Origin of the sequence: Burkholderia sp. lig30 (assembly GCF_000687455.2) — a bacterium.
In the GTDB taxonomy this organism is placed as follows: domain Bacteria; phylum Pseudomonadota; class Gammaproteobacteria; order Burkholderiales; family Burkholderiaceae; genus Burkholderia.
Genome location: NZ_JGVW01000070.1, coordinates 67,948 through 94,518, shown reverse-complemented (window position 1 = coordinate 94,518; position 26,571 = coordinate 67,948). Strand labels below are relative to the sequence as shown.

Below are 26,571 nucleotides of genomic sequence, written 5' to 3'. Positions count from 1 at the left end.
GCATTGGCTTTAACGGTGTGCGCGCAACCAGTTTTCGACGATGTCCGATGTCGTCTGCCGCGGATTTTTCTGCATTTTTCAGCGGTTTCGCAGCGTTTTTCCACGCGTCATCGCCCGCCACGACGACGGCAACATCGTGGAACGAACTATCTTCGAACTGTCCATATCGGGTAAACGATCATCAAGGATGCCGTATCAATGTCGTTTTTACGTTCGATCGCGTCAGGCGGACCTGCGTCCGTCCGACACCGGACATTCGACGCACATCGCCACCGCATGCCGGATTGCCGCGCGTGACGCGAGTCATCAATCGAGTCGATTACCTGCGGGCCGCTGTCGAGGCGGACGCGCGGTCGTCGCGTTACTTACGAAGGAAATCCCGTGAAGCAACCCATTCTCACGATCAGGCTCAAGCTGTGGCTTGCGTTCGGCATCTGGACGTCGACGATGATCGCGTCTGCCATCCTCGGCGTAGCCGGGATGCGTCATGTCGATGCGAGCGTGCCGTCGATCTTCCCGTTCCTGCTGCGCGGCCAGATCGCGATCGCAGTGGCCGGGGCTGTCGTCGCGCTCGGCTTCGCGATTCATCTGCTGCGCGTCGTGTGCGGCGGACTGAACCGGATGGCCGGAAAATTCGAAGAGGTTGCGACCACGCTCGATCTGTCGAAACGATCGGCGAGCCCGAAGATGGACGAGTTCGGGCGGGCGGCGGTTGCATTCGACAGGCTGATGCGGCGCGTCGAGGAATCGATGGGCGTCGTTCACGCGTCATCGGACTCGGTATCGACTGCCACGCGGGAAATCGCCGCGGGAAACCTCGATCTTTCCGCGCGTACCGAGCAGCAGGCCGCGTCGCTTCAGGAGACCGCCGCAAGCATGATGCAGCTGACGGAGGGCGTGAAGCGCAGCGTCGACAGTGCGCATGCGGCCAACGATCTCGCGTCGAATGCCGACAAGCTCGCCGATGACGGCAGCCAGGCGATGCGCGCGATGCTCGACACGATCGAGCGCATTGGCGCGAGTTCGCAGAAGGTCTCCGACATCACGAGCGTGATCGAGGGGATCGCGTTCCAGACCAACATCCTCGCGCTCAATGCCGCGGTGGAGGCGGCCCGTGCCGGCGAGCAAGGAAGGGGGTTCGCGGTCGTGGCGGGCGAGGTCCGCAGCCTGGCACAGCGATGCGCGGCGGCCGCGAAGGAGATCAACGACGTGATTGCGTCATCCGTCTCGACGACCCAGGACAGCCTCCGGCAGGCGAACATCGTCAGTGCGGCGATCGGCGAAATCCGGTCGGCGACGCGCCAGGTCTCCGGAATCGTCGACGAGATCGCCGGCACCGCGGAGGAGCAGGGGCGCGGGATCGAGCAGATCAACACGGCGGTCATGGAGATGGATCGCGTCACGCAGCAGAATGCCGCGCTCGTCGAGCAGGCGGCCGCGGCCGCGCACTCGCTCGAAGGACAGGCGGTGAAGCTGAAAACGGCGGTGTCGGCGTTTACGTTGACCCGCAACGCGCATGCGGGAGCCTGATTCGGGTGACGGTTGCCGGGCGAGTGCGCCCGGCGTGCGTCCGATTGCTCGCTGGTACGCGGGGAGCGCAGCTCCGTGCCGCAATGGCAAAGCCTGACGGCACCGGGACGGTGTCGCCCCGGCGACGCGGGCCCGATTGCGTCACGCCTCGCAGACGATGGCCGACAGCACCAGGGGGATGACCTGATGGATGGCCGCGTGACTGCCGGCCTGCTTCAGAAGCGGCTCCAGCGAGTCCGTCGAGCCGAACACCACCGCGCCGTACACGGGGCCGGAAGAGCTCTTGCCGTTTCCGGGCTTGAAGGTGGGGTCACCCGGCTGGTAGCCGAATACCGCGCGAACGCGCAGGCCGAACGCGGTCAGATCCGCTTCGTGCTTCGGCTTGAACGCATTGACCGAATTGGACTCGACGCGCATCGGCGTCGGATCGATCGACTGGTCGTTGATGAGCCGGGTGATGAAAGAATGCGCGCTGGATTTGCAGGTGAACTGCTCGTCGAGCGCGTGTGCTGACGCGGACGCGGGACAGAACCCGGCGCCCAGCAGCATCACCGAAAACAGGGGGGCGAGAAGGGACTTGTTCATGGCATGACCGTTCAATGTCTTCAACTCGATATTGCGACAGCACGACTGATTCTACGCCATCAGTCCGACCCGGAAGACGCTCGCCGCTGCGCGCACTTTCCGTAAGTGCCTGTTTACTTTTTTAAGATAATTCCGACGAACGGTCAAGCGAGAGATTCCTCGAGGCGGCGCCGCGAAAAGCCTCCCGCCGGCAGCGGAACGCGCGGAAAGCGGCGCGACAACGCCTCCGCAGGATGCGGCTGTAACGCGGCGTAAAAAATGCCGGTACGCCGCATTCGTCCGGGGTCACATCACGCGACCAGTTCCACCGTCAGGCTGCCAAGCTCGCCGAATCGCACGGTCAGCGGCTGGCCGAGCGGCACGTCGATCGCGCCGGCATACGAGCCGGTCGTCACGACCTGGCCCGCCCGAACGGATTCGCCGCGCGCCGCGAGGAAATTGACGAGCCACGGCAGCGGCTTGAACGGGTGTCCGTCCGGATGGCGCCCGTCGATCAGCCGGTTCACGCAGCCTTGAAATTCGAGAGCGATCGCATCGAGCGTCGCATGCCCGGCGCCCGGCACGACCGGCCCGACGCACAGGCCCTGGTTGAACTGCCCGTCCGCGAGCAATTCCGGCACCGTCGCCCGCGACGGATCCGCATAGCGGCAGCCCAGCACTTCGAGCGCGAGACGAACCTCGCGGATTGCGCCGCGCACCTCGTCCTCGCTGTACGGCTGGCCGCGCGGCGGCAAATCGTGATCGAGCACGAAGGCGATTTCCGGTTCGATCCGGACGGTGGGCGTACCGGCGACCACCCGGAACGGGCCGCCCGACGCACGGATCGTGGACGCGAAGATCGGCGCGACGACTACACGTCCTGGCGGCGGCAGCGCGCACTTCCACCCGCCGACCGGCTCGCCCGACAGTTCGACGACGCGGCGCTGGATCGCGAGCGCCGTGTCGATGTCGCCGGGCCGGCAGGCATCCGGCAGAAGCGGGCCGGCGACGCCGGCGCGACGGGCCGCAAGCAGATGCCGCGCCGCATCGTCGACGCGTTGGAGAGTGTCTGTCATGTCGTTTTCGCGTCTTCGCGCAATGAGTGGTCGGCCCGCCGGCACACGTCGGCGGGAAGAAGCGGGACCGATGATAACGCGTTCATTGCGGCGGCCAGAACATGACATTTGCATATAGCTCTTACACCTGTTGTCAAAGCCATTCTCAAATGTCGTAGCGTCAGCCAGATAGAGATGTCGTATCTTTCATCGGTTTGTCCGTCACTCAGCGTAGAAGGTCAGGGGTGAGGCAGCGGGGCGCTGGTGCCCATTCAGATAGGGCTTGCAGACCGACGACCCGGTTTGCGGGGTTGCGGTTGTGCCTGCCTGCGCTCGGCCAAGTCCACGATCACGTGCTCGATGTCCGCCTGGGTGAACTCCCGTTGCTTCTTGGTTCCGGCTGGACGGCCTGGGGTACGCACGGCCTGGCCTTGATTGGTGCGAGACGGTGACCCCGAGATCCGCCGGTTGTCGCGCTGCGCCTGAATCGCCTCTGCCACTTGCAGCACGTGACTCAGGCGTTTGTGTTCGATCACCGCGCCTTGATCGACCTCCGCCAGCTTGTCGTAAGGACGACAGGACAGCACGGCGCCGTCGGTGCGGATCTCGATCCGTCCGTCCGGATACTCCCACACGTCGATGTAGCGGTGAATCAGCTTGCGGTGTTCCGGCGTGTCGTCCAGCAAGTACAGCACCCGGTCGTACAGCACCGTCAGCGATTTCGACACCCGGCGCGTTTCGCGCCAGGTCAGCAGCAGATCCAGATCCTCGTCGTCCCGCAATGGCCGGTGTGCGTCGAAGTCGCTCCGTGGCGGCTTTGCGAAGCGGGCGTTATAAGCCGCGATGAAGGAGGGCGCGTACGCGTTGGCGTCGTTGATCGTGCTGATGCCGCGCAATCTCAGTTCCTTGACCAGCCGGTCCTGCAGCGTCAGGTGCGCGCGCTCCACACGCCCCTTGGCCGGGCTGCTGTTCGCACAGAACGTGTCGATGTTCAGCTCGTACATCGCCCGGCCGAAGTGCGTCACGCTGCGACCGGTCTTGCCCGCGTTCGGGCTGCGGAACACGCTGGCCTTGTCGCTATACAACGCCACCGGCTTGCCGTAGCGCTCCAGATACGCCCGCGTCGCCTCGAAGTAGCTGAAGGTCGACTCGGTGGCCGTAAAGTGCAGCTGCATCAGCCGGCTGGTCGCGTCGTCCACGTACACCAGCAGCGTGCATCCCGGCGCCCGTTCCTCGAACCACCGATGCTCGCTGCCGTCGATCTGCACCAGTTCGCCCAGGCACGCGCGCCGTGCCCGCGGCTGGTAGACCTTCGGCGGGCGTTGCCGGCGCGGCACCCACAGACCGGCAGCGATCATCAACGTGCGCACCGTTTCGACCGCCAGATCGATACCATGACTCTCAAACAGCTTCTCGCGGGCCAGCGTCGGCCCGAAATCGGCGTAGCGCTCTCGGATCAGAGCTACTGCACGCTGCGCTTTGCCGCTAGGCAACTGGTGATTGCTCGGGCGTCCGCGCTTGCCCGACACCAGTCCCGCCGTGCCAGCGGCTCGGTAACGCAGCACCAGGCGCTCCACCTGACGCACGCTCAACCCAAGCCGCTCGGCGGCCTGGCCCGGTTTCAGCCGCGCATCAGCTACAGCCTCAATCACCTTGTATCGGTCCAGTTCGCGCATCGTCATCGTGATCGTCCCAGTCGCGTTCATCGCCGGCGCTCCCTGAGGGGTGTCGGCAACCATCCTGCAAGCTAAAACACGACATTTTTATTTAGCGGAAACGCGACATCTGAACTTGGGACCTACACCTGTTTTGCCGATAATTCATCTTATGTCAAATTTCGTTCGCAAATTTGCCACGGCGATTTAGGCAATCAAAGCACCCCTGTTCCCGGACGCTCCACTTAAAAATCTCGGAAAACTGTCCGAACGAGCGAGACCACATCTCATCGACAGCACCGCCCCAACCAGAACGACCTCGACCCGTTCCTCGCGCTGCGCTTCAACCCAAACTTAATAAGCTTAACCTGCGATTGCACATACATCTCATTTGCATGACCTTTCCGCTCAAATGTACTGTTTTGAACACAGATGTCAGCGCGAGGCCGCCCGCCGTGCCCGAACGCGAACCACACCAAAAGACGAGGTATGAGCAGAAAGAACTGGGCGGCCGCACCGATGGCCATCGTCGTCGGCGCGGCGGGTATGGGCGCCGCCGACGCGCAGGAAATGTCGTTGCCCGCCATCGAGATCTCCGCGCAACGTGCGATGGCGCCGTTTCGTACGCGCGAATCGACGAGCGCTACGCGCAGCGAGGTGGACGTGATGGAGATTCCGTTCGCGGTCAGCAGCGTCGATACGAAGCTGGTTCAGACCATTGCCGCGACACGCGGCGAAGACCTGTACGACTGGGTCGCAGGCGTCTCGCGACAGAACAACTTCGGCGGCCTGTGGGACAACTACGCGGTGCGCGGCTTCGCCGGCGACGGCAGCACGTCCGGCACCGACTACCTGGTCAACGGCTTCTCATGGAACCGCGGAATTAGCGTCCCGCGCGACACCGCGAACCTCGAGCGACCTGCGACAGCAACGCACGAATCAGCTTCTCCGGGGCGATGCTCGGGCGGCCGCCCTTCGCGTCGCTCTCGTCCATGCGCGCGAACACCGGGTCCATGCGCTTGAGCACGTCGTTCAGCCATATGCGAATCGGACGCAGCGGGTGATTGGCCGGCACGAAGTCATCCAGCCGCGCCATCGCGAACATCGTCTCGGTGTAGCTGTCCGCTCCGCGCATCGCTTCGGTTTCAGTGTTGTCTGCTTCCTTGTTTCAACGTTTACCGCTCCCGGTCGGATGACCACGGCGGGAGCTATTTCAACAGCCTGCTAAGGTTCTGTTAAGCCGGAGCAATTAGACTGCACGTCCGCCACCCAATTTCCGAGGAGTCGTCCGCATGTCCTACGCTGCCGATCGACCGGCCACCCGCTGGCTCAACAAGGTTCCCGAGATCACCCTCGCGTTCTGGATCATCAAGATCATGTCCACCACGGTCGGCGAGACTGGCGCCGACTTTCTCGCAGTCAACGCGGGATGGGGCCAGGGCGCAACGCGCGGGCTGATGATGTCGCTGCTTGCGATCGCGCTCATCCTGCAGATGCGCACACGCAAATACACGCCGTGGATCTACTGGCTCACGGTCGTGCTTGTGAGCATCGTGGGGACACAAATCACCGATCTGCTGACCGACGGCCTCGGCGTCAGTCTCTATGTCAGCACGGGCGTCTTCGCCGTTGCGCTCGCGGCATTTTTCGCGATCTGGTATCGCGTCGAGGGCACCCTGTCGATCGGCGCGATCGACACGCCGCGTCGCGAGCTGTTCTACTGGGCCGCGATCCTCGGCACATTCGCGCTTGGCACTGCCGCCGGCGATCTCGCGACCGAAGCGGTCGGTCTCGGCTTCTCGCTCGGCGCCGTATCGTTCGGCATCCTGCTCGCGGCCGTCTACACCGCGTGGCACTGTGGCGCCAACGCGGTCCCGACATTCTGGATTGCGTACATTCTGACGCGGCCGTTCGGCGCGTCGCTCGGCGACCTGCTCACGCAGTCGCGCACCTACGGCGGGTTCGGCCTCGGTGCCGCGTCGACGAGTTTGCTGTTCCTCACCGTGATCGTTGTGCTCGTCGCCGCCGCACAGTTCGCCGCCAGCAGCCGCACGCGCGCCGGGGCCGCCGAATGACCGTCACCTTTACTTCACCATCGAATCGAGGATCTTTCATGCGTCATCCGACCACGCTTTCACGCCTGCTCGTTGCTGTTTCCGTGTGCGCTGCACTCGGCCTCGCAGCCGGCTGCTCGAAGCGGGCTGACAGCGCCGACGCGCTGACCGCGGCGCCCGCCTCCGCCGCCGCGCAGGGTGGCTCGCCCACGAGCGCATCGAAGCTCGGCGACCTGTCCCAGTTCCGCACGATTGCCGCCGACGTGTCCGGTTTCGTCGCGAAGGGTGACCTCGCAGGCGGCAAGACACGCATCAAGGATCTCGAGGTTGCCTGGGACGAGGCAGAAGCTGGCCTGAAGCCACGCGCGGCGGACGACTGGCATGTGCTCGACAAGGCGATCGACCGCGCCCTCGAAGCGCTGCGCGCCGACCACCCGACGCAGGCGGACTGCACCGCTGCGATGAACGACCTCCTGCACACGTTCGACAAGCTCGCCGGCAAGACAGCGTGACACGCAGGCGGGAAACGCATCCGCTGATTCCGGATATCGCGCGTGGAGTGGGGGTATGCGAATACTGCTGGTCGAAGACGACCCGATGATCGGCGAGGCCGTCCAGGCCGAGCTGAAGGACGCATCGTACGCGGCGGACCGCGTCACGGACGGTGCGTTCGCGCTGACCGCATTCGCCGCGAAACGCTATGACCTGATTCTGCTCGACCTCGGCCTGCCCGGCCGAGACGGCCTCGCGGTCCTGGCCGGCATCCGCGCGAGGGATAGCGCGGTGCCGGTCATTGTCGTCACTGCGCGCGACGGTGGCCAGGACGCCGATGTATTTGTGTGTCTTGTCGACACACCGGACACGCTCGTTCGCGCCCGCGTGCCGGGTCACTGCTGTCCGGCGGTCCGTGATTTCGTCATGCTCACTGTCGATGGATCGGTGATGGCGCATGGATCTTCTACTCGATCATAAGTGAGGTCGGGCGCAGCGGGCGCGTATCGTGTTCTCGCTGCCGTTCGTCGATGTCGACTGCTTCAAGGCGCACAACGACACCTATGGCCACCTGGCCGGAAATGACGCGCTAGCGGCCGTCGCTCAGTGATCGGCGAGAACATTCTGCGCCCGGGGGGAGGTCGCCGCCCGCAATGACGGGAAGGAGTTCGTCGTGCTGCTGCCGGACACGACACTGACTGACGCCGCAGCGATTGCGGAGAAGATTCGAGCCGTGATCAACGCATTGGCGATCGAGCACGCCAGCAGACCGACTGCGAGCAGGCCGGCCGCAAGGCCGCAGAAACCGGCGTCGGGGAAACTCATGCTCCGCATCGATCCGGACGTGCACGCACGCGTCGGCATCGCGTCTGCCGTATCCGGTGAGAGCGTGAACCAATGGTCTGAAGAAGTGCTCGGCCGCGCCGCGCGCGAAGTGTTGGAGCGCGCCGCGCATGCCTGATATCGGATGGCCGTCGCGCGTCACCACGTCGGCGGCCTTTCCCCATACAAAGTGGCCCGCTGAGGTCCCCATCCCGATAACCACTGGGCAACGTGTAGTCGCCCCCCTGGCCACCGTATCCCGGCTTTGCATGAGCGCCATGGCCTATGAGTCTGGTGCCCGGGAACTCATCGCAAATGCGATCGGCAGGATGCTGCTAGAGCGCACCGGAGGCGAAGTGCTTGACGGGGCTGCTCCAGTGGCACGGCCGGCAGATCAGCCAGCGACTGCGCACATAGTGATGGTGATCACGCGTCATCGCTCCAGAACGCAACGCATTGATCCGAATTGGAGCAATCCTGATACGGCATCCGGTTGCTCGGCTTGAAAATCGGCTCCCTTTGCACTGGTACGGATCATGCTCCCTTAATCCAGCAGAACTGCATTGAGGGTTGATCTCATGAAAACTCACGGGATGTCGTTGCGACGGCTTGTCGAAAAATGGCTCGCGCCAACCCCCACGATGCCGGCCCGCATCGCCGGATTCAGCCGCATGAGTTCGAGCCGCGGGCGCTATGTGTGCGTGGAAGCCTCAAGGCCCGCCGGCGTGCAGATCATGTTCTTTTTCAGGCACGACGACGGATCATGGCAGGTGTTTCCGCCAGCAACGAATCGGCCCATGATGCGCGCCACCCAGGCGTGACCGACGCGCGCATCTCTGATCAGATTCAACGATTGACGAGATCGGCCCGCCGGCTTTGTGCCCATGAGACATACGGCGCCAAGTTGCGCAAACATCCACCGAAGCCCCCACCGCTGCAATGATCGACGCGCGCCACAGCGCTGCTCCGGCGTCGGCATGCATGGGTTGCAAATTGTTGCGCGCCCTCCCCGGCAATCGGTACGCGGCCTGCTCGCCCAGATGCATCATCTTGTGATATATACCGAGGCAGCATATCGCCGTCATTGCGAAGAAATGCCTGCAACGGGATGTTGTGCCAACGCCCATGGGAGGCATGACGTTGATTCCGTATCCGCCCACCGAACCATGAGTTCAACCATGCCCCAGTCGTTCCACGAGATTCATGCACTCGAGCAGACCCCGCTCTGCACGTTGCTTGGCTGTCGATACCCCGTGGTGCTGGCGGGGATGGGGGGCGTCTCCCGCTCGGAACTTGTCGCTGCCGTGACCGCCGCCGGCGGATTCGGCTTTCTCGGCATGGTGCGCGAGCCGCTCGACCTGATCCGCGACGAAGTGCGCCGTGTCCGGGAGCGTGTCGACCAGCCGTTTGGCGTCAACCTCATCCCCGCGGCGACCGATGCGACGCTGCTGCATCAGCAGATCGAGCTATGCATCGAGCTGCGGGTGCCGGTGGTCGGACTGTTCTGGGACGTCTCGCGCGAGGTGATCGCCAGGCTGCAGGACGCCGGCATTCTCGTGGTCTGCCAGATCGGCTCTGTCGCCGACGCCCTGCTGGCGCAGGAGGCCGGCGCGGATGCGCTGATCGCGCAAGGGGTCGAAGCGGGAGGCCACGTCCGGGGCCGGCAGCCGCTGTCCGAGCTTCTCGCGGAAGTGCTGGCGGTGGCGTGCGTGCCGGTGGCAGCGGCTGGCGGCATCGGCAATGGCCGCGATGTCGCTCGCGTACTCATGCAGGGTGCCCAGGCCGCCGTGCTCGGCACGGCGCTGATGGCGACGGACGAGTCCTTCGCCCACGACTATCACAAGAAGCGCCTGGTGGAAGCGCGCGCCTCCGACACCGTGCTCACCGAGGCCTTCCATATCAACTGGCCGCCTCACGCGGCAGTGCGGGTGCTGAGCAACAGCGTGACGCGTGGCGAGCGCGGCGATCCGTTTTCCGCCGGCCGGACCGTGATCGGCGACGAGGCCGGCCGCGCCATCTATCTTTTCAGCACCGATTCGCCGCTACGGTCGATGACGGGAGACTTCGAGGCGATGGCGCTCTACGCGGGACTGGGCGTCGAGCATGTCGTGGCGGTGGAGCCCGCCGCGCGGCGCATGGCCCGCATCGTGGCCGAAGCGGCAACGCACATGCCGCGCGCGGACGCCCCGGCGATCGAGCGAGCGTCACCGGTCTGCTATGCGGCTGAATTCGAGCGCGACAGAACCGACGCCATCGTCGCGCGGCTCGACGAACTGCTCGAGGCTGAACGCGCGGGCGCGCGAGTGACGCGCGAAACGGCCCCCCGCGTGCAGGACGCGGCGATCCGGGATGTCGTGGAAGCCATCCATCGAGACGAAGTGAAATGGTGCGTGATGCTGACTCGCGCGATCCGCAACCTCGAAAGAATGCCCGGTACGCGCACCGGCAGCTTTTATGAAAAGGCGATGGCCATCGAGGATCTCGGCGCGCGCCTTGCGTTTCTCAATCGCGGCCAGGGATGGGTGGTGAAAAAGGTGCGAGAACTTCTGCCGCTGGTGGACGATGCGGCAATCCGGCAGGGTTTGGCGGACATGCTCGCCGCCCACGAAGCCAATCTCGACAAGGTCAACGCGCTGACCGACGATCCTCGCTGAATCGCCGCGGAGATACCATCCCGATGCCGCATGCGACGCTGCATCGCGCGTCGAACGAACGCTTGCGGCGTCGGGCGTTCAACGCACGTCGAAAAGGGGAAAAAGGCATCGCCTCCTCAGCCCCGCGTGTCGCTGTCGCGCTTCGCGGCTTCGACGCACATGCGCGGCGCGGCGCCGGCGCCCAGATACCGGGGCGAATGCTCGGCGACCTGCCACGCGATCAGGCCGGGCACGTAAAAGAGCAGGTCGCGGATGCGCCGCACGCTCGCGAGCGCGAGACAGGTCGCGGCGTCGAAGCCGAACAGGCCGCCGATCAGCACGAAGCCGCCCTCCTGCACCCCCAGCCCGGCCGGCACGAGAAACGCGACGCTGCTGACGAGCTGAATCAGCGCCTCGATCACGAACGCCTGCATGAAGCTCGCGTTCACGCCGAGGACGTGCAGCGCCAGCCAGATTTCGAGCGCGAAGCCCGCGCACTGCAGCGTCTGCCAGATGAACAGATAGCGCACGACGACGCCGGTCTGCCGCCAGATCAGCTTGATTGACTGGTCGATGCGGACGGACTTGCCGACCAGCGCGACGACCTTGCCGCTCGTGATGTGGTTGAGCGTCCGCGCCGCGCGCTCGAACGGCTTGGCGTGCTGGACGAGCGCGAACAGCAACATGAGCGGCGCGACGCCGGCGATGCCCCAGGCCAGGTGACCCGCCGCGCGCACCGTGCCGGACGACGCCTGTTCGAGCAGGTAGCCGATCGCCACGAACGCGAACACCAGCTGGCTGACCAGCGTCAGCTGCATGTCGGTGACGAGGCTGGCCGCCGCCGTCGCGGGACGCACGCCGAGCCGCCCGAGCAGCCGGAACGAAACGATTTCCCCGCCGATGCGCGCAACGGGCAGCAACCCGTTGATGGATTCGCGAATCCATACCAGCTTGAGCATCGCCATATAGCGCGGCTGTTGCGTGGAGCGGATCAGCGTGCGCCAGTCCCACGCGTTCGCGAGCATCGGCAACACGTGCGCGAACGCGGCCACGAGCAGCCCCGCCCCTGCCTGTTGCAGCAGCCCGAAAATCGTTGCGGGATGATCGCGCCAGACGAGCCAGATCGCAATTGCCAGGCCGCACAGGGCCGCCACACGTCCGAAATGCCTCATCGAAGGGTTACCGCCACGCCTGCCGTTACCTCACGAAGGATATGCATGGCGAGTCAATCGTCGTGCTGCGGGGACAACCGGCCGTTGCCGTCCACGCTGAAACTGAAACCGCGCCAGACCACGCGCGACGAGAAGAAGCTGCTGACGAATATCATGAACTGCACGATATCCCACAGCGGCAGCAGCCACAACCCCCGGCATCGTTCGCCGATGGCGCGGTCGGTCCGCCACTTGAGGGTCGCGCGCACCAGCAGCGCGGCGGCCACGAGGCCCCAGGCAGCCGGTTCGCCGCCCGAGCCCAGCACGGCGAGGATCGCCATCGGGAACGGATGCATCAGCACCGAGCCGAGATGCCCGGCGCGATCGGCCGCGCGGATCGTGCGGCTCCAGCGGAGCTCATGCTCGAAGAGCCGCGCGAACGTGGTTTCCACACATGCGTGCCGCACGGTAAACGGCGGGATCGCCACGGTTGCCCCGGTACGCCGCACCGCCTCGCCGATCGCATGGTCCTCGGCCAGATGATGCGCGAACTGCGCGAAGCCGCCGATCCGCTCCAGCATCGCGCGCTGCAACGCGATCGTTTGCCCGAAGCACGGCCGCGCCCGGCCGATGGCGAGGCCGGTCACCACGCCCGGCAGGAAATGATAGTTCGTCGAAGCGGCGGCGAAGCGGGGCCAGAAACCGGGCGCGCACATGCCGCGGTACACGCAGGTCACGGCGCCCACGCCCGGCTGCTGCAGCGCACCGACGACATGGCGCAGGTAGTCGCGATCGACCGTCACGTCGCTGTCGGCGAAGCACAGCACGTCGTACGCCGCCTGCGGAAGCATGTTGACCAGATTCGCGACCTTGCGGTTGGGCCCGTAGAGCCGCGAGTCGGCGACGACGGTGATCTGCGCGAGCGGATAACGGTCACGCAGCGCATCGACCGTCTTCAGCGCCGGATCATCCGGATCGTGAACGCCGAACAGGTACTGGACCGGACCGGGGTAATCCTGCTCGAAAAACGTGGAGAGATTCTGCGCGAGATTCCATTCGTCGCCATGCAACGGCTTGACGACCGTGACTCCTGGATGGCTTTGCGGCGCCACGCACGGCCGCGCGAAGAAGCGGCGCACCAGGAATCCGGCGAGCGAGCTATACGCGATGCCCAGCGCCGAACACAGCGCGCACAACGCGGCGAGCAGCTCGAGCAGGATCCGCACGAGGTGCGGCAACGCGACAATCATTGACACACCCGCCGACAACGCGGCGATGACCGCCGTCGAAAATACCGCCCGCCCCCCGGCCGAGCGCCTTCTGGCATGTGTGCTCCCCATCATGCGTCATGCGCACGATGGATCTTCGGCGTTTCCATGTTCGGCAAATCCCTCGCAATTCGTGTGGCGACCCGCCTTTTAGTATAAGTGCCCAAATTGAAGTTGGTGTGACGATCGCGCGCGGGGTACGCGCGCCCCGCCACCGGGCTGCGCCGCCGTCAGGCGGCCGCAGCCACGCCGCGTCAGCCCTTCGCGTCGCCGCTCACCCGCACGTCGAACGCGCCGCCCGTGAGCGACGTGTCCCGCAGGGTCACCGGCTGCTTGCCGGGCAACAGCGGGAACACGAGCTCGGCGAAGCGGATCGCCTCCTCGAGATGCGGGTATCCGGACAGCACGAAGCGCTGCGCGCCGGCGTCCACATATTCCTGCAGCCGCGCGGCGACCGTCCGCGGATCGCCGACGAGCGCGGTGCCGGCGCCGCCCCGCACGAGGCCGACGCCCGCCCAGAGGTTCGGGCTGATCTCCAGCTTGTCGCGCCGCCCGCCATGCAGCTCCGCCATCCTGCGCTGGCCGACCGAGTCCATCTTCGCGTAGTTTTCCTGCGCGCGCCGGATGTCGTCGTCGTCGAGCTTGCTGATCAGCCGGTCGGCCTCCGCCCATGCTTCCTCGTTTGTCTCGCGCACGATCACGTGCAACCGCACGCCGAATTCCACGGTCCGGCCGTATCGCGCCGCGCGCGCCCGCACGTCCGCGAATTTCTCCGCGACCGCCTCCGGCGGCTCGCCCCAGGTCAGGTACGTGTCGACGTGCTTGGCCGCCAGTTCGTGCGCAGCCGGCGACGAGCCGCCGAAGAACAGCGGCGGATACGGCGTCTGCACCGGCGGATGGAAGTTCCGCGCCTGCTCGACGTGCAGATGCTTGCCCCTGAAGTCGACCGTCTCGCCGGCCAGCAGCGCGCGCCAGACCTGCAGGAATTCGTCGGCGGCCTGATAGCGCTCGTCGTGCGACAGAAACACGCCGTCGGCCGCGAGTTCGGTCGAGTCGCCGCCGGGCACGACGTTCAGCAGCAGCCGGCCGTGCAACGCCTGATCGAGCGTCGCGGCCTGCCGCGCGGACGCGGTCGGCCCGCTGAGCGACGTGCGCAGCGCGACGAGCAGCTTGATCCGGCGCGTGACCGGCACGAGGCTCGCGGCCGTGACCCACGGGTCGAGGCAGCTGCTGCCGGTCGGGATCAGCAGGCCGTCGTAGCCCAGATCCTCGGCCGCGACCGCGATCTGGCGCATGTATTCATTGGTCGGCGGGCGGCCGAAGTCGGATTTTCCGAGGTAGCGCGTATCGCCCGACGTGGGCAGGAACCAGAAAATGTCGAGAGACATGGGTACGTCCTCATGGAGCTGTGGTGAATGACGGATCGCGATCGACGCATGCCGGGCCGCGGGGAGCCCGCACGCTCGCTGACCGGTGCCGCTGCAGCGGCGCCGGCGATTGCGTCGAATCGGCTAGTCGCCCATTGAAACAGCGCCATTCGCGATGGCCTACCATCAATATCGGAAATGCAAATCTGGTTTTCCGATTTCCGGTTCCCGCAGCCGGGACGCGGCCCGCCAGGCCGCATGCACGCGCCGCTGGCGCTCAGTGGATATCGAGGTCGCGATCCGTCCGGCCCGCCGTGTTGCGCGCTTTTGTCGCGGAACCTGCGCTTTCCGGTTGTCCATGTTCGGGCGGGATGGATCGATCGGCTTGCGGCATGCTGCTCGCCACGCACGCGGCCGGAACGCGCGAGTGCCATCCCGCCGTCGCTCAACCGTGCGCTTCGCGGTAGTTCGCGAACTTCGAGGTCTGGCCGATGCCCGGATTGAAGCAGTTGCACGGGTCCAGGCCTTCGTAGAACGACTTCAGCGCCGGCTTCGCACGGTACAGGTGCCCGACGTTGTGCTCGGCCGGATACTCGGCGCGCCGCGCGTCGAGGCGCTTCCACATCGCGTGTTCGAGCGCGAGGCAGTCGTTGCCCTTCCTGACGATGTAGTCCTGATGGAACACGTGGCAGAGGAAATGGCCGTAATACAGCTTGATCGCGATCGGCGCGTCGATCTCGCGCGGCAGCGTTTCGAACCACGCGCGGTCGTTGCGGCGAAGCGCGATGTCGAGCGCGACGATGTCCTCGACTTCGCGCGAATGCACGTTGCGGTAACGGATCGCCGCGCCCGCGGCCGCGAACCGGTGCAGGAACGCCTTTGCGCCCTCGTCCGGCGTGCATTCGAAGAACGCCCCGTTGCGCGCGGCGAAAAACGACTGCAGGTACGTGCGCGCCTCGTCGGCCGTCTCCGCCGACACCTTGAGCATCAGGTGGTGCTCGTACGTTTTCCCGTAGTCGCGAATGCGCCTGGGCAAGTGCTTCGGGAACAGGTGGCTGACGGCCTGCATCAGGCGATCGCTCAGATGCCGGGGCAGGAAGCCCAGCCGGTCGAAGAACGCGTCGCACTTGCTCTTGAAGCCGAACAGCATCGGCATGCGCTTGGTCCCGAGATGGTGGATCATCAGGAACGTGTCCTTGCCGTACTTCTCGGCGATATCGAACGCGTCGCGATGCAGGTACTCGCCCGCGATCGGCAGCTTGCTGAATTGCGTGAGCACATGCCTGCGGATGTCGGTCAGCTCGTCCACGTCATGGGTGCCGATATAGAACACCTTCGCGCCCGCCTCGATCGGGAACGTGTCCAGGCGCACCGCGAACACCATGACCTTGCCCGCCGAACCCGACGCCTCGTGCAGCCGCAGCGGATCGGCGTTGTAGCGCGCGGGGGTGTCCGCATCGACGTCGCGCACGTGATCCGAATAGTGGTGGTCGGACGCGGCCGCCTCGCCGTAGACGATGTCCTTCTCCGTGAACTCGCCCTTGTCCAGGCGCGCGAGGATGTCCTCGGGCACCGCGCCGAGCCGGACGCCCAGGTGATTCACCAGGCTCAGGCGCCCGTCCTTGCCGACCTGCGCGAACACGGCCATTTCCGTATAGGCCGGCCCCCGTTGCACGAGCGCGCCGCCGGAGTTGTTGCAGACGCCCCCGATCACCGATGCACCGATGCACGACGAGCCGATCACCGAGTGCGGCTCGCGCCCGTGCGGCTTCAGCGTCTGTTCGAGCTGGTCGAGCGTCGCGCCCGGCAGGCAGATCACCTGCTTTCCGCCGCCGATCACGTGGACCGTTCTGATCCGCGCGGTGCTGACGATCACGATGTCGCGGTCATAGTCCTCGCCGTCGGGCGTGGACCCGCCCGTCAATCCGGTGTTGGATGCCTGGCAGATGACGATCACGTTGGCGGCGACGCACGCCTGCAGCACCTTCCACTGCTGGAGCAGCGTGCCGGGCCGCACCACCGCCACGACCTTGCCCTCGCCGAACCGGAACCCCGTGCGGTAGCGGCGCGTATCCTGCTCCGTCGTCAGCACGTCCTGATGCCCGACGATTTCCGTCAGCGAATGAAGGAAAGTCTCCTGCCGCGTGCTGATCGGCTTCAGCGACGCGGAAGTTCCGCCTGGAACGGTTGACACGTGAATTCTCCTGTTGGCCGCGCATCGCGCGATGCGCGCTTGTCGTGGGCTGAGCGGACGCGCGGCAGGCGGCGCGGCGCCCGACCCGCCCGTCCGGTCGAATGCGGTAAGGCTAGGCGTGCGCGCAGGCGAAGTCCAATATCGCGCGGGCGCGACTTCAAGACGAAATGCATATGGATACGTGAACGGATGCAGGCGTCCGTCACCGCGGCATTGCCGCTTATGCGGCCGCGTCCCGCGCAAGCTCGCGCACGGCGCGCGCGAGGTTCCGAATCACGGGCGACTTCTCCCTCGGCCGGTGCACGAGCGCGATCCCCGTACGAAGCGGCTCGCCTTGCAGCGCGTGGTACGTGACGCCGCGCGCCTGCACCTGGCGCACTGACTCGGGGATCAGCGTGACGCCGAAGCCCGCCGCGACCATGTTCACCGCCGACGAAATCTGCGGCGACTCCATGCCGATGGCCGGCGTGAAGCCGGCTGCGTGGCACGCGCCGACGATGGCGTCGTACAGGTCGGGGCCGATCGAACGCGGAAACAGCACGAGCGGATCGCCGGACAGCGCGCGCAGCGCAAGCGCGCTGTCGGCGCTCGCCCGGTGGCCGGACGGCAGCACCGCGAGAAATTCCTCTTCCACGAGCGGCTGCACGGCAAGCTCGCGGCAATCCAGCGGCAGGCGGATCAACGCCGCGTCGACGCGCGCCTCGAGCACCTTGTCGAGCAGCGCCGGGCTATTGCTTTCTTCGCACTTGATGAGCACGCCGGGGTAGTCGCGCCGGTAGCGCTGCATCAACGACGCCACCAGCGGATGAAAGACGATCGAGCCGGCGAACCCCAGCACGAGCCGCCCGCTTTCGCCGCGACCGGCGTTCTGCGCTTCGGCGAGCGCCAGATCGGCTTCCTCGACGATACGCGCCGCGCGCTCCCGGAACAGCCTGCCCGCCTCCGTCAGCTCGACCCGCCGAGGGTGCCGGATGAACAGACGCGTCCCGATCTCGCGTTCGAGCTTGAGGATCTGCTGACTCAGCGGGGGCTGCGCGATGCCGAGGAATTCGGCTGCCTCGGTGAAATGGAGATACTCGGCCACCGCGAGGAAGTAGCGCAACTGACGGAATTCCATGCGGTTTTCGTGTCGGACATGCGGTGGACGGGGAGCGATCGGCTCGGGCGGGCGATTCTAACCCAATCGTATCGGAGCCGCGCTGCCGCGGCGCGGCAGCTGGGGCCGCGCGCAGTCGATCGCCCCCGCGCAGCGACATCACGAATGACGCCGCCGCCGCGCGTCACCCGCGCGCCTCTCGCAGCCGGCAGGCCGCGAGGATTCCCCTGAGCAGATCGACAGGCGGCGGCGGACAGCCCGGTATCGTCACGTCGACGGGCAGCAGATCGGCGACCGGCCCGCACACCGCGTAGCTGTCCTTGAACAGCCCGCCGGTGCATGCGCACTCGCCGGCCGCCACCACGAGCTTCGGCTCGGGCGTCGCGTCGTAGGCGGCCAGCACGGCCGCCTTCATGTTCAGCGCCACCGGCCCGGTGACGAGCAGCAGGTCCGCATGCCGCGGGCTCGCCACGAACTTGATCCCGAGCCCCTCGATGTTGTGATACGGGTTGCCCAGCGCATGGATCTCGAGCTCGCATCCGTTGCACGAGCCGGCGTCGATCTGCCGGATGCACAATGCCCGCCCGAGCAGGTCGAGCAGGTCCCGGTGAATCTGCTGCACGTCGTGACGCCACTCGGGCGCATCCGGCACAGCGGGTTGTTCCGGGAAGTCCGTTCGCGCGAATTGTCGGATCAGCTGCCACATTACAGGTCGTGCCCCGCGTAGTTCAGGTTGAACGATTTGTTGATCAACGGGAAATCGGCAACGATGTTGCCGATGATCGCATGTTCGAGCGCCGGCCAGTTCTGCCACGACGGGTCGTGGCAATGGCATCGCGCGATCGCGTCGCCGGCCGCCGTTTCGAGCGCGACGAACACGTCGCCGCGCCATCCCTCGATCCAGCCGGCGCCGCGCGACGGCGCGGCACCCGGCGTCACCGCCACCGCGCACGGGCCGTCCGGCAGATCCGTCAGCAACGCGCGGATCAGCCACAGTGACGCGGCGACTTCCTCGAACCGCACCGCGACGCGCGCCGCGACGTCGCCGCGCGCATCGCTTGCGGCCTCGACGCGGATCGCGTCGTACGGTGCGTGGGCCAGGTTCGCGCGCACGTCGAACGCACTGCCGCTCGCGCGCGCCGCCATGCCGCGCACGCCGAAATGGCGCGCGACGTCGGACGTCAACCGGCCGGTCCCCGAGAAGCGGTCCTGCAGGCCGGACTGGTCGTCATAGATCCGGCGCATCACCTGCACTTCCTGCTCGATGTGGTCGCAGTGCGCGCCGATCGCGTCGATCGCGGCGCGATCGACGTCGACCGCCACGCCGCCCGGCACGATCCGGTCCATCAGATAGCGATGCCCGAACAGCGCGCCGTTCATGCGCACCCACTCCTCCTTCAGGCGCGAGAACTGGGCAAGGCCGAATGCGAACCCGGCGTCGTTTCCGAGCGCGCCCAGGTCGCCGAGGTGATTGGCGATGCGCTCGCGCTCGAGCAGCACCGCGCGCATGCGCAACGCCCGCGCCGGCACCGCGACGCCGCGCGCCTGCTCGAGCGCCATGCAGTATGCCCACGAGAACGCGACGGTCGAGTCCCCGGCGATGCGGCCCGCGAGCCGGTGGCCGAGCGACGCGGGCGTCCGCTCGAACAGGCGCTCGACGCCGCGATGCGCGTAACCGAGCCGCTCCTCCAGCCGCAGTACTTTCTCGCCGACGACCGTGAAACGGAAATGTCCCGGCTCGATGATCCCCGCGTGGATCGGACCGACGGCGATCTCGTGCACCCCGTCGCCGGCCACCTGCACGAACGGATAATCCGCCTCGCGCGACGCGAACCGCTCGACGCCGGATGCCTGTTTCTGCAACGGATGGTAATCGTCGGGCCAGTTGCCGTGATTCAGCCACGGCCGCATGTCCTGCGCCCCGCGCGCGCGCAGCCCGGTCAGGTCGCGGATCGCGCGCTGCATGCGCGTCGCGCACGGAAACACCGCGCAGAGATCGGGATAGTCGCCGCCGGCCTGCAGCGCGTGGCCCATGACGAGCCGCACCCAGAGCACGCCGTCGTCGAGTTCGTAGGCCGCGCACACCGAAAACGCCTGCTCGGGCGACTCCGCGCCCCACATCGCAATCAGACGGCCGCCGCCCGCCCGCACCGCCTGCGCGATGTCGAGCCAGCCCGGCGCGTCGACGTCGGCACACATGACCGGCACCTGTCCGGCCAGCCTGGCGAGGCGGATTCGCGTACCGCCTATCGCATCGAGTCGCATCGTCTACCCCGCCATCATCGTTGCGGCCTGCCGGTACCACATCTCGAGATACGGCGGCACGTAAAGACCGAGCATCAGGCCGAGCCCCAGATGCACGAACACCGGAAACAGCGCCGGCCGGTGCGCGAGCGGCGTGGCGGTGGTGGCGGCGTCGCCGAACACCATCCGCTGCACGCGCGAGAAGATCGCCGCGCAGGCGACCGCGAGCGCCAGCAGCAACACGGGCGCGGTCCACGGCAGCGTATTGATCGCCGTCGTCAGGATCAGGAATTCGCTGGCGAACACCCCGAACGGCGGCAGCCCGAGAATCGCGAGGGTGCCGAGCATCATGCCCCAGCCGACCGTCGGGCTGGCCTGCACCATCCCGCGGATGCCGTCGATCGCCTGGGTGCCGGCCTTCTGCACGGCGTGGCCGACCGCGAAGAAGATCGCCGACTTGACGAGCGAATGGACCGTCATGTGCAGCAGCCCGGCGAACGTGGCGACCGGGCCGCCGAGCCCGAACGCGAACGTCATCAGGCCCATGTGTTCGATCGACGAGTACGAGAACAGCCGCTTGACGTCCTTCTGCCGGAACAGCGAGAACGTCGCGACCAGCACCGACACCAGCCCGAAGCCGATCAGCAGGCGCCCCGGCAGGCCGTTGCCGAGCGCGCCGTCCGCGAGCACCTTGCAGCGCAGCACCGCGTACAGGGCGACATTGAGCAGCAACCCCGACAGCACCGCCGAAATCGGCGTCGGCCCTTCGGCGTGCGCGTCGGGCAGCCAGTTGTGCATCGGCACGAGCCCGACCTTGGTGCCGTAGCCGACCAGCAGGAACACGAACGCGATCGACACGATGGTCGGATCGAGATGCGTCCTGACGGCATCGAGGCTCGTCCACATCAGCGCATCGCCGTCGGGGAGCTGCCGGCTCGCGGCCAGATAGAGCAGGATCGTGCCGAACAGCGCCTGCGCGATCCCGACGCCGCACAGGATGAAATACTTCCACGCCGCCTCGAGGCTCGCGGCGGTCCGGTAGACGCTCACGAGCAGCACGGTCGCGAGCGTCGCCGCCTCCATCGCGACCCACAGCACGCCCATGTTGTTGGTGAGCAGCGCGAGCAGCATCGCGAACATGAACAGCTGGTACATCGCGTGGTAGAGCCGCATGCGGGCGGGCGTCATCCGGCCGCGATCCTCCTCGATCCGCATGTACGGGCGCGAGAACAGCGACGTCGTCCAGCCGACGAACGCCGTCAGCGCGACCAGATACACGTTGAACGGATCGACGAACAGCGCGCGCCCCATCGCGAACGACGGCCCGTGCTCGACCGTGCGTGCCGCGAGCCATACCGTCGCGGCGAACGTCAGCAGGCTGAAGCCGGCGTTCAGGTTGCGCGCGAGCGGCCCGGGCCGCACGCACGCGAGGCTCGCGCCCGCGACCAGCGGAATGCCGAGCACTGCCAGCACGACCGGCGTGTCATTCATCTTTGAGCTTCTCGAGGTGATGGATGTCGAGGCTGTCGAACTGTTCGCGGATCTGGAACAGGAATACGCCGAGAATCAGGATGCCGACCAGCACGTCGAGGCCGATGCCCAGCTCGACGATCATCGGCATGCCGTTGGTGGCGGCCGCCGCCGCGAAGAACAGCCCGTTCTCCATCGACAGGAAACCGATCACCTGCGGAATCGCCTTCGCGCGGGTGATCATCGACAGGAACGACAGCAGCACGCACGCGAGCGCGATGCCGAGCGTGCCGCGCGCCACCGAGGTGGCGAGCTGGCTGATCGGCGTCGCGACGTTGAACGCGACGATCACCAGCACGATGCCGATCAGCAGCGTCGTCGGGATGTTGATGAGCGGCTCGACGTCGGTCCTGACGTCGAGCCGCCGCACGAGGCGGTACAGGATCCACGGAATCAGGCCGACCTTCAGCACGAGGGTCAGCACCGCGGACACGTACAGGTGCGCGTCGCGCGTCACGAAGCCGAGGATCAGGTTCGCCGACACGAGCGCGACGCCCTGCAGCGTATACAGATGGATCAGCGACAGGATGCGGCGCTGGCTCAGCATCGCGAACGACAGCAGCAGCAGCACCGCCGCGAGCAGATTGATCAATTGGGTCGCGTAGTGGTGCATTCACGCCCCCAGCAGGAAATGGACGAGCATGCCGATCACCGCGAGCAGGAACGCGGTCGCGAGGAACTCGGGCACCCGGAACAGGCGCATTTTCGCGTTGGCGGTCTCGACGACGGCGAGCACCGCGCCGCCCGCCGCCAGCTTCGCGAACAATGCCGGCACCGCCAGCAGCAGCGCGAGCGGATTGCCGGCTTCGGCAATGCCCCACGGCATGAACAGCGCGAGACCGATGCACGAATACGCGAACAGCTTGAGGCTCGCGGCCCACTCCATCAGCGCGAGGTGGCGCCCGGAATACTCGAGGATCAACGCCTCGTGGATCATCGTGAGTTCGAGATGGGTGGCCGGATTGTCGACCGGCAGCCGCGCGTTCTCGGCGAGCGACACCAGCGTGAACGCGATGCCCGCGAACGCGAGACTCGGATAGATCGTCAGCTCGCCGCGGCTCAGGGTCGCCACGATGCGGGTCAGCAGCGTGGACTGCGTGATCAGCGACGCGGAAAACAGCACCATCAACAGCGCGGGCTCCGCGAGAAAGCCGATCAGCATCTCGCGCCGCGCGCCGAGCGTGCCGAATGCGGTGCCGGCGTCCATCGCCGCCAGCGACTGCGCGACGCGCGCGAGCGCGAACAGGCCGACGAGCGCGATCGCGTCGGCGGCCGGCGACAGCGGCAATTCGGTGGACAGCGTCGGGACGATCGCGCAGGCGAGCGTCATCGCCGCCCAGACGACGTACGGCGCGCCGCGGAAGATCGGGCTGGCGGATTCGGCGACGACCGATTCCTTGTTGAACAGCTTGTGCAGCATCCGGTACGGCTGCCAGATGCCCGGCGCGCGCCGGTTCTGCAGCCATGCGCGGCACTGGTCGACCCAGCCCGTGAGCAGCGGCGCGGCGGCGAGCGCCACCAGGATTTCGAGGGTCTGCGACAGCACGCCGGACATCGTCACCATCGTCTCACCAGCAACAGGAGTGCGATCAGGACCAGGAAGCTGTAGGTCAGGTAGACGGCGATCCGCCCCGTCTGCAGCCGCCCGGCGAATTCGGACACGCGTTGCGTCAGCCTCGCGATGCGCGCATAGAGGGCCGGCCAGGTGCGATCCGTGACCGACACCCGGTAGGCCGGTTGCGGATCGAACGGCGACGGCAGTTCGCGTTCGACCCGGAAGAACGGCGTGAAGATCTCGCGGATCGGCTGCCCGAACCCTTCCGCCGTGTCCTGCATGCGCGCGGTCGGGAACGGGAAGCCGCAGCCCCACGGCGCCGCGCGCCTGAGCCGGCCGTGATAGAAGCGCCGCACCAGCAGCCACGCGAGCCCGCAGAACGCGAGGAAGAACAGCATGAACGCCGCGGGCATGTAGCTCGCGCGCGCGGACGAGACCGGCACGAACAGCAGCCAGCCGTGATGCTCGGCGCCGAGCCCCGCGCCGACGAGCGAGCGGGTCACGCCGTCGAGCAGCTTGACGAACTGGGCGGGGATCAGGCCGAGCATCACGCTGGCCGCCGCGAACGCGCAGAATGCGAGCCGCTCCCACGCATTCGCGTCGCGGGCGCGGTCGAGCTTCGCCTCGCGCGGCTGGCCGAGGAACACGATGCCGAAGAACTTGACCATCGTGTAGCCGCCGAGCGCGGCCGTCAGCGCGATCAGCGCGGCCAGGATCGGCACCGTCATGTTGAGCACCGGGTCGGGCAATCCGGGGGTAAACAGGAAACTCTGCAACAGCAGCCATTCCGCGACGAAGCCGCTCAGCGGCGGCAGGCCCGCGCTGGCCGCCACGCCGGCGAGCACCGCCCAGCTCGTCCACGGCATGAAGCGGATCAGCCCGCCGAGCTTGCCGAGATTGCGTTCGCCCGTCGCATGGAGCACCGCGCCGGTACCGAGGAACAGCAGGCTCTTGAACATCGCGTGCGACACGATCTGGTAGAGCAGCGCGGTCATCGCCAGCGCGGACAGGCGCGGCATGCCGTACGCGCGAAACAGGACCGCGAGCCCGAGGCTGACGCACATCAGGCCGATATTGTCGATCGACGAATACGCGAGCAGTCGCTTCATGTCGGTCTGGATCGCGCTGAACACGACGCCGAGCAGCGCGGTGACGATGCCCAGCACGAGCACCAGCACGCCCCACCACGCGATCTGGACGTGCAGCAGGTCGAAGATCGTGCGCAACATCCCGTACAGGCCGACTTTCAGCACGAAGCCACTCATCAGCGCCGACACCGGCGAAGGCGCGGCCGGGTGCGCGTCCGGCAGCCACACGTGCAGCGGAAACACGCCGGCCTTCGCGCCGAATCCGAACAGCGCGAGCAGGAACGCGATCGACGCCCAGAACGCGCCGAGCTGTTGCGCGCGCATGCCGGCGAACGTGTAGTCGCCCGTCTTTGCCTGCAGCAGGCCAAAGCACAGCAGCAACGCCAGCGCGCCGACGTGCGAGATCAGGAAATACAGGTAGGCCGCGCGGCGAATCTCGCCGATCCGGTGATTGGTCATCACGAGGAAGGTCGCGGACAGCGTCAGCGTTTCCCACGCCATCATGAACACGTAAGCGTCGTCCGCGACGAGCAGGAGCGCCATGCTCGCGACGCACGCATGGTATTCGAAGCAGATCAGGCCCGGCGAGGCGCCTTCGCCCTTGCGGAAGTAGCCGGCGGAAAACGCGCCGACGCCCGCGCTGACGGCGCCGAGCACGAACAGGAAATACCCCGACAGCGCGTCGACCCTGAGATGGAACGGCAGGCCCGGCAGACCGAGCGGCAGGGTCTGCGACGACGGCTCGCCCGCGATGCCGGCCAGCCCGAGCCCGCCCAGCAGCAGCCCGGCCAGCGCGCCGAGCGGGAACAGGCCATGCGCGACCAGCCGCGTGCGGCGTTGCGCACAGAGGCCCAGCACGCCGATCGCGAGCCAGGCCGCGACGACCCACAGGACAAGTTGGACGACAGGCGCAGGCGCCATCCGACGCGTCTCCCGTACCCTCAAAGGTTGTTGACGGCACGCCACGCGCGCGACAAGCCGTTCGCGGCGGCCAACGGCGCCATTATTGCATCGAAAGCGCATGGCGGTTAACAACGCATGATAATCACATTATCATGTCAGTAACATGATCCAGCTCAGTCCGGCGGCGCGACACCGCGTTCGCGGCGCCGGACCGGGCACTCGAGCGAACGACTTCCGATGCCTGCGCACTACTTCCGGAGCTTGGCGGGAAAAGACCGCAATGCCAACGCAAACCGCCACCTGGGGTTCTCTCTCGCGTTCGTCGCGGGCGCGACCAATGCGGGCGGCTTTCTGGCGGTCAGGCAATACACGTCGCACATGAGCGGCGTCGTGTCGAGCATCGCGGATCAGGCGGCGCTCGGCGATATTCCGCTCGCGCTCGCCGGCATCGGCTCGCTTGCGTCGTTCCTGATCGGGGCGGGATGCTCGGCGGTGCTCGTCAACTGGGGCCGCCGGCGCAACCTTCATAGCCAGTACATGCTGCCGCTGCTGCTCGAGGCGGCGCTTCTGCTGCTGTTCGGGCTGCTCGGCAGCCATCTCGCGATGTGGGAAGCGTTCTTCATGCCGGTGACCGTGATCCTGCTGTGCTTCATCATGGGCCTGCAGAACGCGACCGTCACGAAACTGTCGGGCGCCGAAATCCGCACGACCCACATGACGGGCATCGTGACGGACATCGGCATCGAACTGGGCAAACTTTTCTACTGGAATTCGTCGAGGACCGGCGCCGACGCGCCCGCGGTGCTCGCCAATCGCGCGAAGCTGAAGGTGCTCGGCACCATGCTCGGATCGTTCCTGACGGGGGGCGTGGCGGGCGCGATCGGCTTCAAGCACGTCGGCTACGCGGCGACCATCCCGCTCGCCGCCGTGCTGATCGCGCTGGCGATCGTTCCGCTCGCCGACGACATGCTGGACTGGCTGTTTCGCCCCCGCCGCATCGAAGCCCGTTCGCGCGAGTAACGGAACGGGCCTGCAGCGGCCGCCAACGATCGAAACGTCCCGCCACGGCGCCGCAATCGCAGCGGCCTGCGCGCGGGAGCGCCGATCGGGGGCGGATGCATTATAATCAAATTATCATATTTGCCCTGCCCCTCTCCGCGATGGAAACGAAGACTGCGCGCCTGACCGTCCTGATCGACCCTGCCAAGAAGGAAGCGTTCGAAATGCTTTGCGCCGCGCAGGATCTCACACCGTCGCAAGTCGTGCGCCAACTGATCCGCGAGTATCTCGCGCAGCACGGCGTCACCTACAAGACGAAGAGCACGCTCGGCAATCGCGTGCGGCGCAACCCGGCCGACTGACCGGGTACG

Annotated in this window: 23 protein-coding genes and 4 pseudogenes; 12 read left to right on the top strand and 15 right to left on the bottom strand. The window is 66.6% G+C overall.

Annotation, left to right across the window (positions count from 1 at the left end; genetic code table 11):
* The first annotated feature begins 40 nt into the window (after positions 1–40).
* Together LIG30_RS26205 and LIG30_RS10825 are read left to right on the top strand one after the other, a co-directional pair.
* Complete coding sequence (locus LIG30_RS26205; RefSeq protein ID WP_152986063.1) at positions 41–385, top strand: hypothetical protein; 345 nt, start codon at positions 41–43, stop codon at positions 383–385.
* Positions 382–1,530 (top strand): methyl-accepting chemotaxis protein, encoded by a 1,149-nt coding sequence (locus LIG30_RS10825; protein ID WP_038711979.1) that lies wholly within the window; start codon positions 382–384, stop codon positions 1,528–1,530. Before LIG30_RS26205 ends, LIG30_RS10825 begins: the two co-directional genes overlap by 4 nt.
* Positions 1,531–1,671: 141 nt before the next feature.
* Here LIG30_RS10825 and LIG30_RS10820 read toward each other — a convergent pair whose 3' ends face one another.
* The 3 genes from LIG30_RS10820 to LIG30_RS10810 form a co-directional block, all read right to left on the bottom strand.
* Positions 1,672–2,115: a hypothetical protein gene (locus LIG30_RS10820; protein ID WP_038711977.1), complete on the bottom strand. Its 444-nt coding sequence runs from the start codon at positions 2,113–2,115 to the stop codon at positions 1,672–1,674.
* Between the two features lie 290 nt (positions 2,116–2,405).
* Positions 2,406–3,170 carry a 2-keto-4-pentenoate hydratase gene (locus LIG30_RS10815; protein WP_038711976.1) on the bottom strand — a complete coding sequence of 255 codons (765 nt, stop codon included), beginning with the start codon at positions 3,168–3,170 and terminating at the stop codon, positions 2,406–2,408.
* A gap of 251 nt (positions 3,171–3,421) precedes the next feature.
* A complete protein-coding gene (locus tag LIG30_RS10810; RefSeq protein ID WP_038711974.1) occupies positions 3,422–4,855 on the bottom strand; it encodes an ISNCY family transposase in 1,434 nt (477 codons plus the stop codon).
* Positions 4,856–5,293: 438 nt separating this feature from the next.
* Here LIG30_RS10810 and LIG30_RS25240 point away from each other — a divergent pair.
* Positions 5,294–5,758, top strand: a pseudogene (locus LIG30_RS25240) (TonB-dependent receptor plug domain-containing protein); the annotation flags it as partial.
* Here the strand turns inward: LIG30_RS25240 and LIG30_RS10800 are convergent.
* Positions 5,721–5,939: pseudogene (locus LIG30_RS10800) on the bottom strand (IS5/IS1182 family transposase); the annotation flags it as partial. The pseudogenes LIG30_RS25240 and LIG30_RS10800 sit on opposite strands and share 38 nt — an antisense overlap.
* 157 nt (positions 5,940–6,096) lie before the next feature.
* Between LIG30_RS10800 and LIG30_RS10795 the strand changes: the two are divergent.
* The 7 genes and pseudogenes from LIG30_RS10795 (at position 6,097) to LIG30_RS10770 (ending at position 10,826) form a co-directional block, all read left to right on the top strand.
* A complete protein-coding gene (locus tag LIG30_RS10795; RefSeq protein ID WP_038711970.1) occupies positions 6,097–6,879 on the top strand; it encodes a COG4705 family protein in 783 nt (260 codons plus the stop codon).
* A 38-nt stretch (positions 6,880–6,917) separates the two neighbouring features.
* The gene (locus LIG30_RS10790) at positions 6,918–7,370 is read left to right on the top strand and encodes a hypothetical protein (RefSeq protein WP_051994962.1); all 453 of its coding nucleotides are present in this window, start codon (positions 6,918–6,920) and stop codon (positions 7,368–7,370) included.
* Between the two features lie 55 nt (positions 7,371–7,425).
* Positions 7,426–7,683 (top strand): annotated as a pseudogene (locus LIG30_RS10785) (response regulator transcription factor); the annotation flags it as partial.
* Between the two features lie 175 nt (positions 7,684–7,858).
* A pseudogene (locus tag LIG30_RS27235) lies at positions 7,859–8,065 on the top strand (diguanylate cyclase domain-containing protein); the annotation flags it as partial.
* A gap of 108 nt (positions 8,066–8,173) precedes the next feature.
* Positions 8,174–8,311: a toxin-antitoxin system HicB family antitoxin gene (locus tag LIG30_RS27635; RefSeq protein ID WP_038712014.1), complete on the top strand. Its 138-nt coding sequence runs from the start codon at positions 8,174–8,176 to the stop codon at positions 8,309–8,311.
* A gap of 439 nt (positions 8,312–8,750) precedes the next feature.
* A complete protein-coding gene (locus tag LIG30_RS10775; RefSeq protein ID WP_038711968.1) occupies positions 8,751–8,993 on the top strand; it encodes a hypothetical protein in 243 nt (80 codons plus the stop codon).
* Between the two features lie 357 nt (positions 8,994–9,350).
* Entirely contained in the window at positions 9,351–10,826 is a 1,476-nt protein-coding gene (locus LIG30_RS10770) for a nitronate monooxygenase (RefSeq protein WP_235510278.1), read from the top strand.
* A gap of 116 nt (positions 10,827–10,942) precedes the next feature.
* Here LIG30_RS10770 and LIG30_RS10765 read toward each other — a convergent pair whose 3' ends face one another.
* From LIG30_RS10765 to hyfB, 11 genes are all read right to left on the bottom strand, one after another.
* Positions 10,943–11,977, bottom strand: a complete 1,035-nt coding sequence (locus LIG30_RS10765; RefSeq protein ID WP_051994961.1) for a lysylphosphatidylglycerol synthase domain-containing protein — start codon at positions 11,975–11,977, stop codon at positions 10,943–10,945.
* Between the two features lie 53 nt (positions 11,978–12,030).
* Complete coding sequence (hpnI, locus tag LIG30_RS10760; RefSeq protein WP_051994960.1) at positions 12,031–13,206, bottom strand: bacteriohopanetetrol glucosamine biosynthesis glycosyltransferase HpnI; 1,176 nt, start codon at positions 13,204–13,206, stop codon at positions 12,031–12,033.
* A 272-nt stretch (positions 13,207–13,478) separates the two neighbouring features.
* Positions 13,479–14,612, bottom strand: a complete 1,134-nt coding sequence (ssuD, locus tag LIG30_RS10755; protein WP_038711965.1) for an FMNH2-dependent alkanesulfonate monooxygenase — start codon at positions 14,610–14,612, stop codon at positions 13,479–13,481.
* A 424-nt stretch (positions 14,613–15,036) separates the two neighbouring features.
* The gene (dld, locus tag LIG30_RS10750; RefSeq protein WP_038711963.1) at positions 15,037–16,785 is read right to left on the bottom strand and encodes a D-lactate dehydrogenase; all 1,749 of its coding nucleotides are present in this window, start codon (positions 16,783–16,785) and stop codon (positions 15,037–15,039) included.
* A 220-nt stretch (positions 16,786–17,005) separates the two neighbouring features.
* Positions 17,006–17,902 (bottom strand): LysR substrate-binding domain-containing protein, encoded by an 897-nt coding sequence (locus LIG30_RS10745; protein WP_038711962.1) that lies wholly within the window; start codon positions 17,900–17,902, stop codon positions 17,006–17,008.
* Positions 17,903–18,065: 163 nt separating this feature from the next.
* Positions 18,066–18,587, bottom strand: coding sequence for an NADH-quinone oxidoreductase subunit B family protein (locus tag LIG30_RS10740; protein ID WP_038711960.1), 522 nt, complete (start codon positions 18,585–18,587; stop codon positions 18,066–18,068).
* The gene (locus LIG30_RS10735; RefSeq protein WP_038711959.1) at positions 18,587–20,146 is read right to left on the bottom strand and encodes a hydrogenase large subunit; all 1,560 of its coding nucleotides are present in this window, start codon (positions 20,144–20,146) and stop codon (positions 18,587–18,589) included. The genes LIG30_RS10740 and LIG30_RS10735 overlap by 1 nt, the downstream gene beginning before the upstream one ends.
* Before the next feature lie 3 nt (positions 20,147–20,149).
* Positions 20,150–21,616, bottom strand: coding sequence for a hydrogenase 4 subunit F (locus LIG30_RS10730; protein ID WP_038711957.1), 1,467 nt, complete (start codon positions 21,614–21,616; stop codon positions 20,150–20,152).
* Positions 21,609–22,268: a formate hydrogenlyase gene (locus LIG30_RS10725; RefSeq protein WP_038711955.1), complete on the bottom strand. Its 660-nt coding sequence runs from the start codon at positions 22,266–22,268 to the stop codon at positions 21,609–21,611. Before LIG30_RS10725 ends, LIG30_RS10730 begins: the two co-directional genes overlap by 8 nt.
* Positions 22,269–23,219, bottom strand: a complete 951-nt coding sequence (locus tag LIG30_RS10720) for a respiratory chain complex I subunit 1 family protein (RefSeq protein WP_038711954.1) — start codon at positions 23,217–23,219, stop codon at positions 22,269–22,271.
* The gene (gene hyfB / locus LIG30_RS10715) at positions 23,213–25,219 is read right to left on the bottom strand and encodes a hydrogenase 4 subunit B (protein ID WP_038711952.1); all 2,007 of its coding nucleotides are present in this window, start codon (positions 25,217–25,219) and stop codon (positions 23,213–23,215) included. Before hyfB ends, LIG30_RS10720 begins: the two co-directional genes overlap by 7 nt.
* Before the next feature lie 219 nt (positions 25,220–25,438).
* On the opposite strand from hyfB, the gene LIG30_RS10710 reads away from it, so the two are divergent.
* Together LIG30_RS10710 and LIG30_RS10705 are read left to right on the top strand one after the other, a co-directional pair.
* On the top strand, positions 25,439–26,221 hold the full coding sequence (locus tag LIG30_RS10710; protein ID WP_038711950.1) for a YoaK family protein: 783 nt from the start codon (positions 25,439–25,441) through the stop codon (positions 26,219–26,221).
* Positions 26,222–26,361: 140 nt separating this feature from the next.
* Positions 26,362–26,562: a ribbon-helix-helix protein, CopG family gene (locus tag LIG30_RS10705; RefSeq protein ID WP_038711948.1), complete on the top strand. Its 201-nt coding sequence runs from the start codon at positions 26,362–26,364 to the stop codon at positions 26,560–26,562.
* The last annotated feature ends 9 nt before the right edge of the window (positions 26,563–26,571 follow it).

Excerpts from the sequence above, each read along its gene's own strand:
- ssuD (WP_038711965.1), bottom strand. The coding sequence starts at position 14,612 with ATGTCTCTCGACATTTTCTGGTTCCTGCCCACGTCGGGCGATACGCGC.
- LIG30_RS27635 (WP_038712014.1), top strand. The coding sequence starts at position 8,174 with ATGCTCCGCATCGATCCGGACGTGCACGCACGCGTCGGCATCGCGTCT.
- LIG30_RS10720 (WP_038711954.1), bottom strand. The coding sequence starts at position 23,219 with ATGGTGACGATGTCCGGCGTGCTGTCGCAGACCCTCGAAATCCTGGTG.
- LIG30_RS10810 (WP_038711974.1), bottom strand. The coding sequence starts at position 4,855 with ATGAACGCGACTGGGACGATCACGATGACGATGCGCGAACTGGACCGA.
- LIG30_RS10710 (WP_038711950.1), top strand. The coding sequence starts at position 25,439 with ATGCCTGCGCACTACTTCCGGAGCTTGGCGGGAAAAGACCGCAATGCC.
- LIG30_RS10740 (WP_038711960.1), bottom strand. The coding sequence starts at position 18,587 with ATGTGGCAGCTGATCCGACAATTCGCGCGAACGGACTTCCCGGAACAA.
- LIG30_RS10745 (WP_038711962.1), bottom strand. The coding sequence starts at position 17,902 with ATGGAATTCCGTCAGTTGCGCTACTTCCTCGCGGTGGCCGAGTATCTC.
- LIG30_RS10770 (WP_235510278.1), top strand. The coding sequence starts at position 9,351 with ATGCCCCAGTCGTTCCACGAGATTCATGCACTCGAGCAGACCCCGCTC.
- LIG30_RS10735 (WP_038711959.1), bottom strand. The coding sequence starts at position 20,146 with ATGCGACTCGATGCGATAGGCGGTACGCGAATCCGCCTCGCCAGGCTG.
- LIG30_RS10705 (WP_038711948.1), top strand. The coding sequence starts at position 26,362 with ATGGAAACGAAGACTGCGCGCCTGACCGTCCTGATCGACCCTGCCAAG.
- LIG30_RS10820 (WP_038711977.1), bottom strand. The coding sequence starts at position 2,115 with ATGAACAAGTCCCTTCTCGCCCCCCTGTTTTCGGTGATGCTGCTGGGC.
- LIG30_RS26205 (WP_152986063.1), top strand. The coding sequence starts at position 41 with ATGTCCGATGTCGTCTGCCGCGGATTTTTCTGCATTTTTCAGCGGTTT.
- hpnI (WP_051994960.1), bottom strand. The coding sequence starts at position 13,206 with ATGATTGTCGCGTTGCCGCACCTCGTGCGGATCCTGCTCGAGCTGCTC.
- hyfB (WP_038711952.1), bottom strand. The coding sequence starts at position 25,219 with ATGGCGCCTGCGCCTGTCGTCCAACTTGTCCTGTGGGTCGTCGCGGCC.
- LIG30_RS10765 (WP_051994961.1), bottom strand. The coding sequence starts at position 11,977 with ATGAGGCATTTCGGACGTGTGGCGGCCCTGTGCGGCCTGGCAATTGCG.
- LIG30_RS10725 (WP_038711955.1), bottom strand. The coding sequence starts at position 22,268 with ATGCACCACTACGCGACCCAATTGATCAATCTGCTCGCGGCGGTGCTG.
- LIG30_RS10815 (WP_038711976.1), bottom strand. The coding sequence starts at position 3,170 with ATGACAGACACTCTCCAACGCGTCGACGATGCGGCGCGGCATCTGCTT.
- LIG30_RS10790 (WP_051994962.1), top strand. The coding sequence starts at position 6,918 with ATGCGTCATCCGACCACGCTTTCACGCCTGCTCGTTGCTGTTTCCGTG.
- LIG30_RS10730 (WP_038711957.1), bottom strand. The coding sequence starts at position 21,616 with ATGAATGACACGCCGGTCGTGCTGGCAGTGCTCGGCATTCCGCTGGTC.
- LIG30_RS10775 (WP_038711968.1), top strand. The coding sequence starts at position 8,751 with ATGAAAACTCACGGGATGTCGTTGCGACGGCTTGTCGAAAAATGGCTC.
- LIG30_RS10795 (WP_038711970.1), top strand. The coding sequence starts at position 6,097 with ATGTCCTACGCTGCCGATCGACCGGCCACCCGCTGGCTCAACAAGGTT.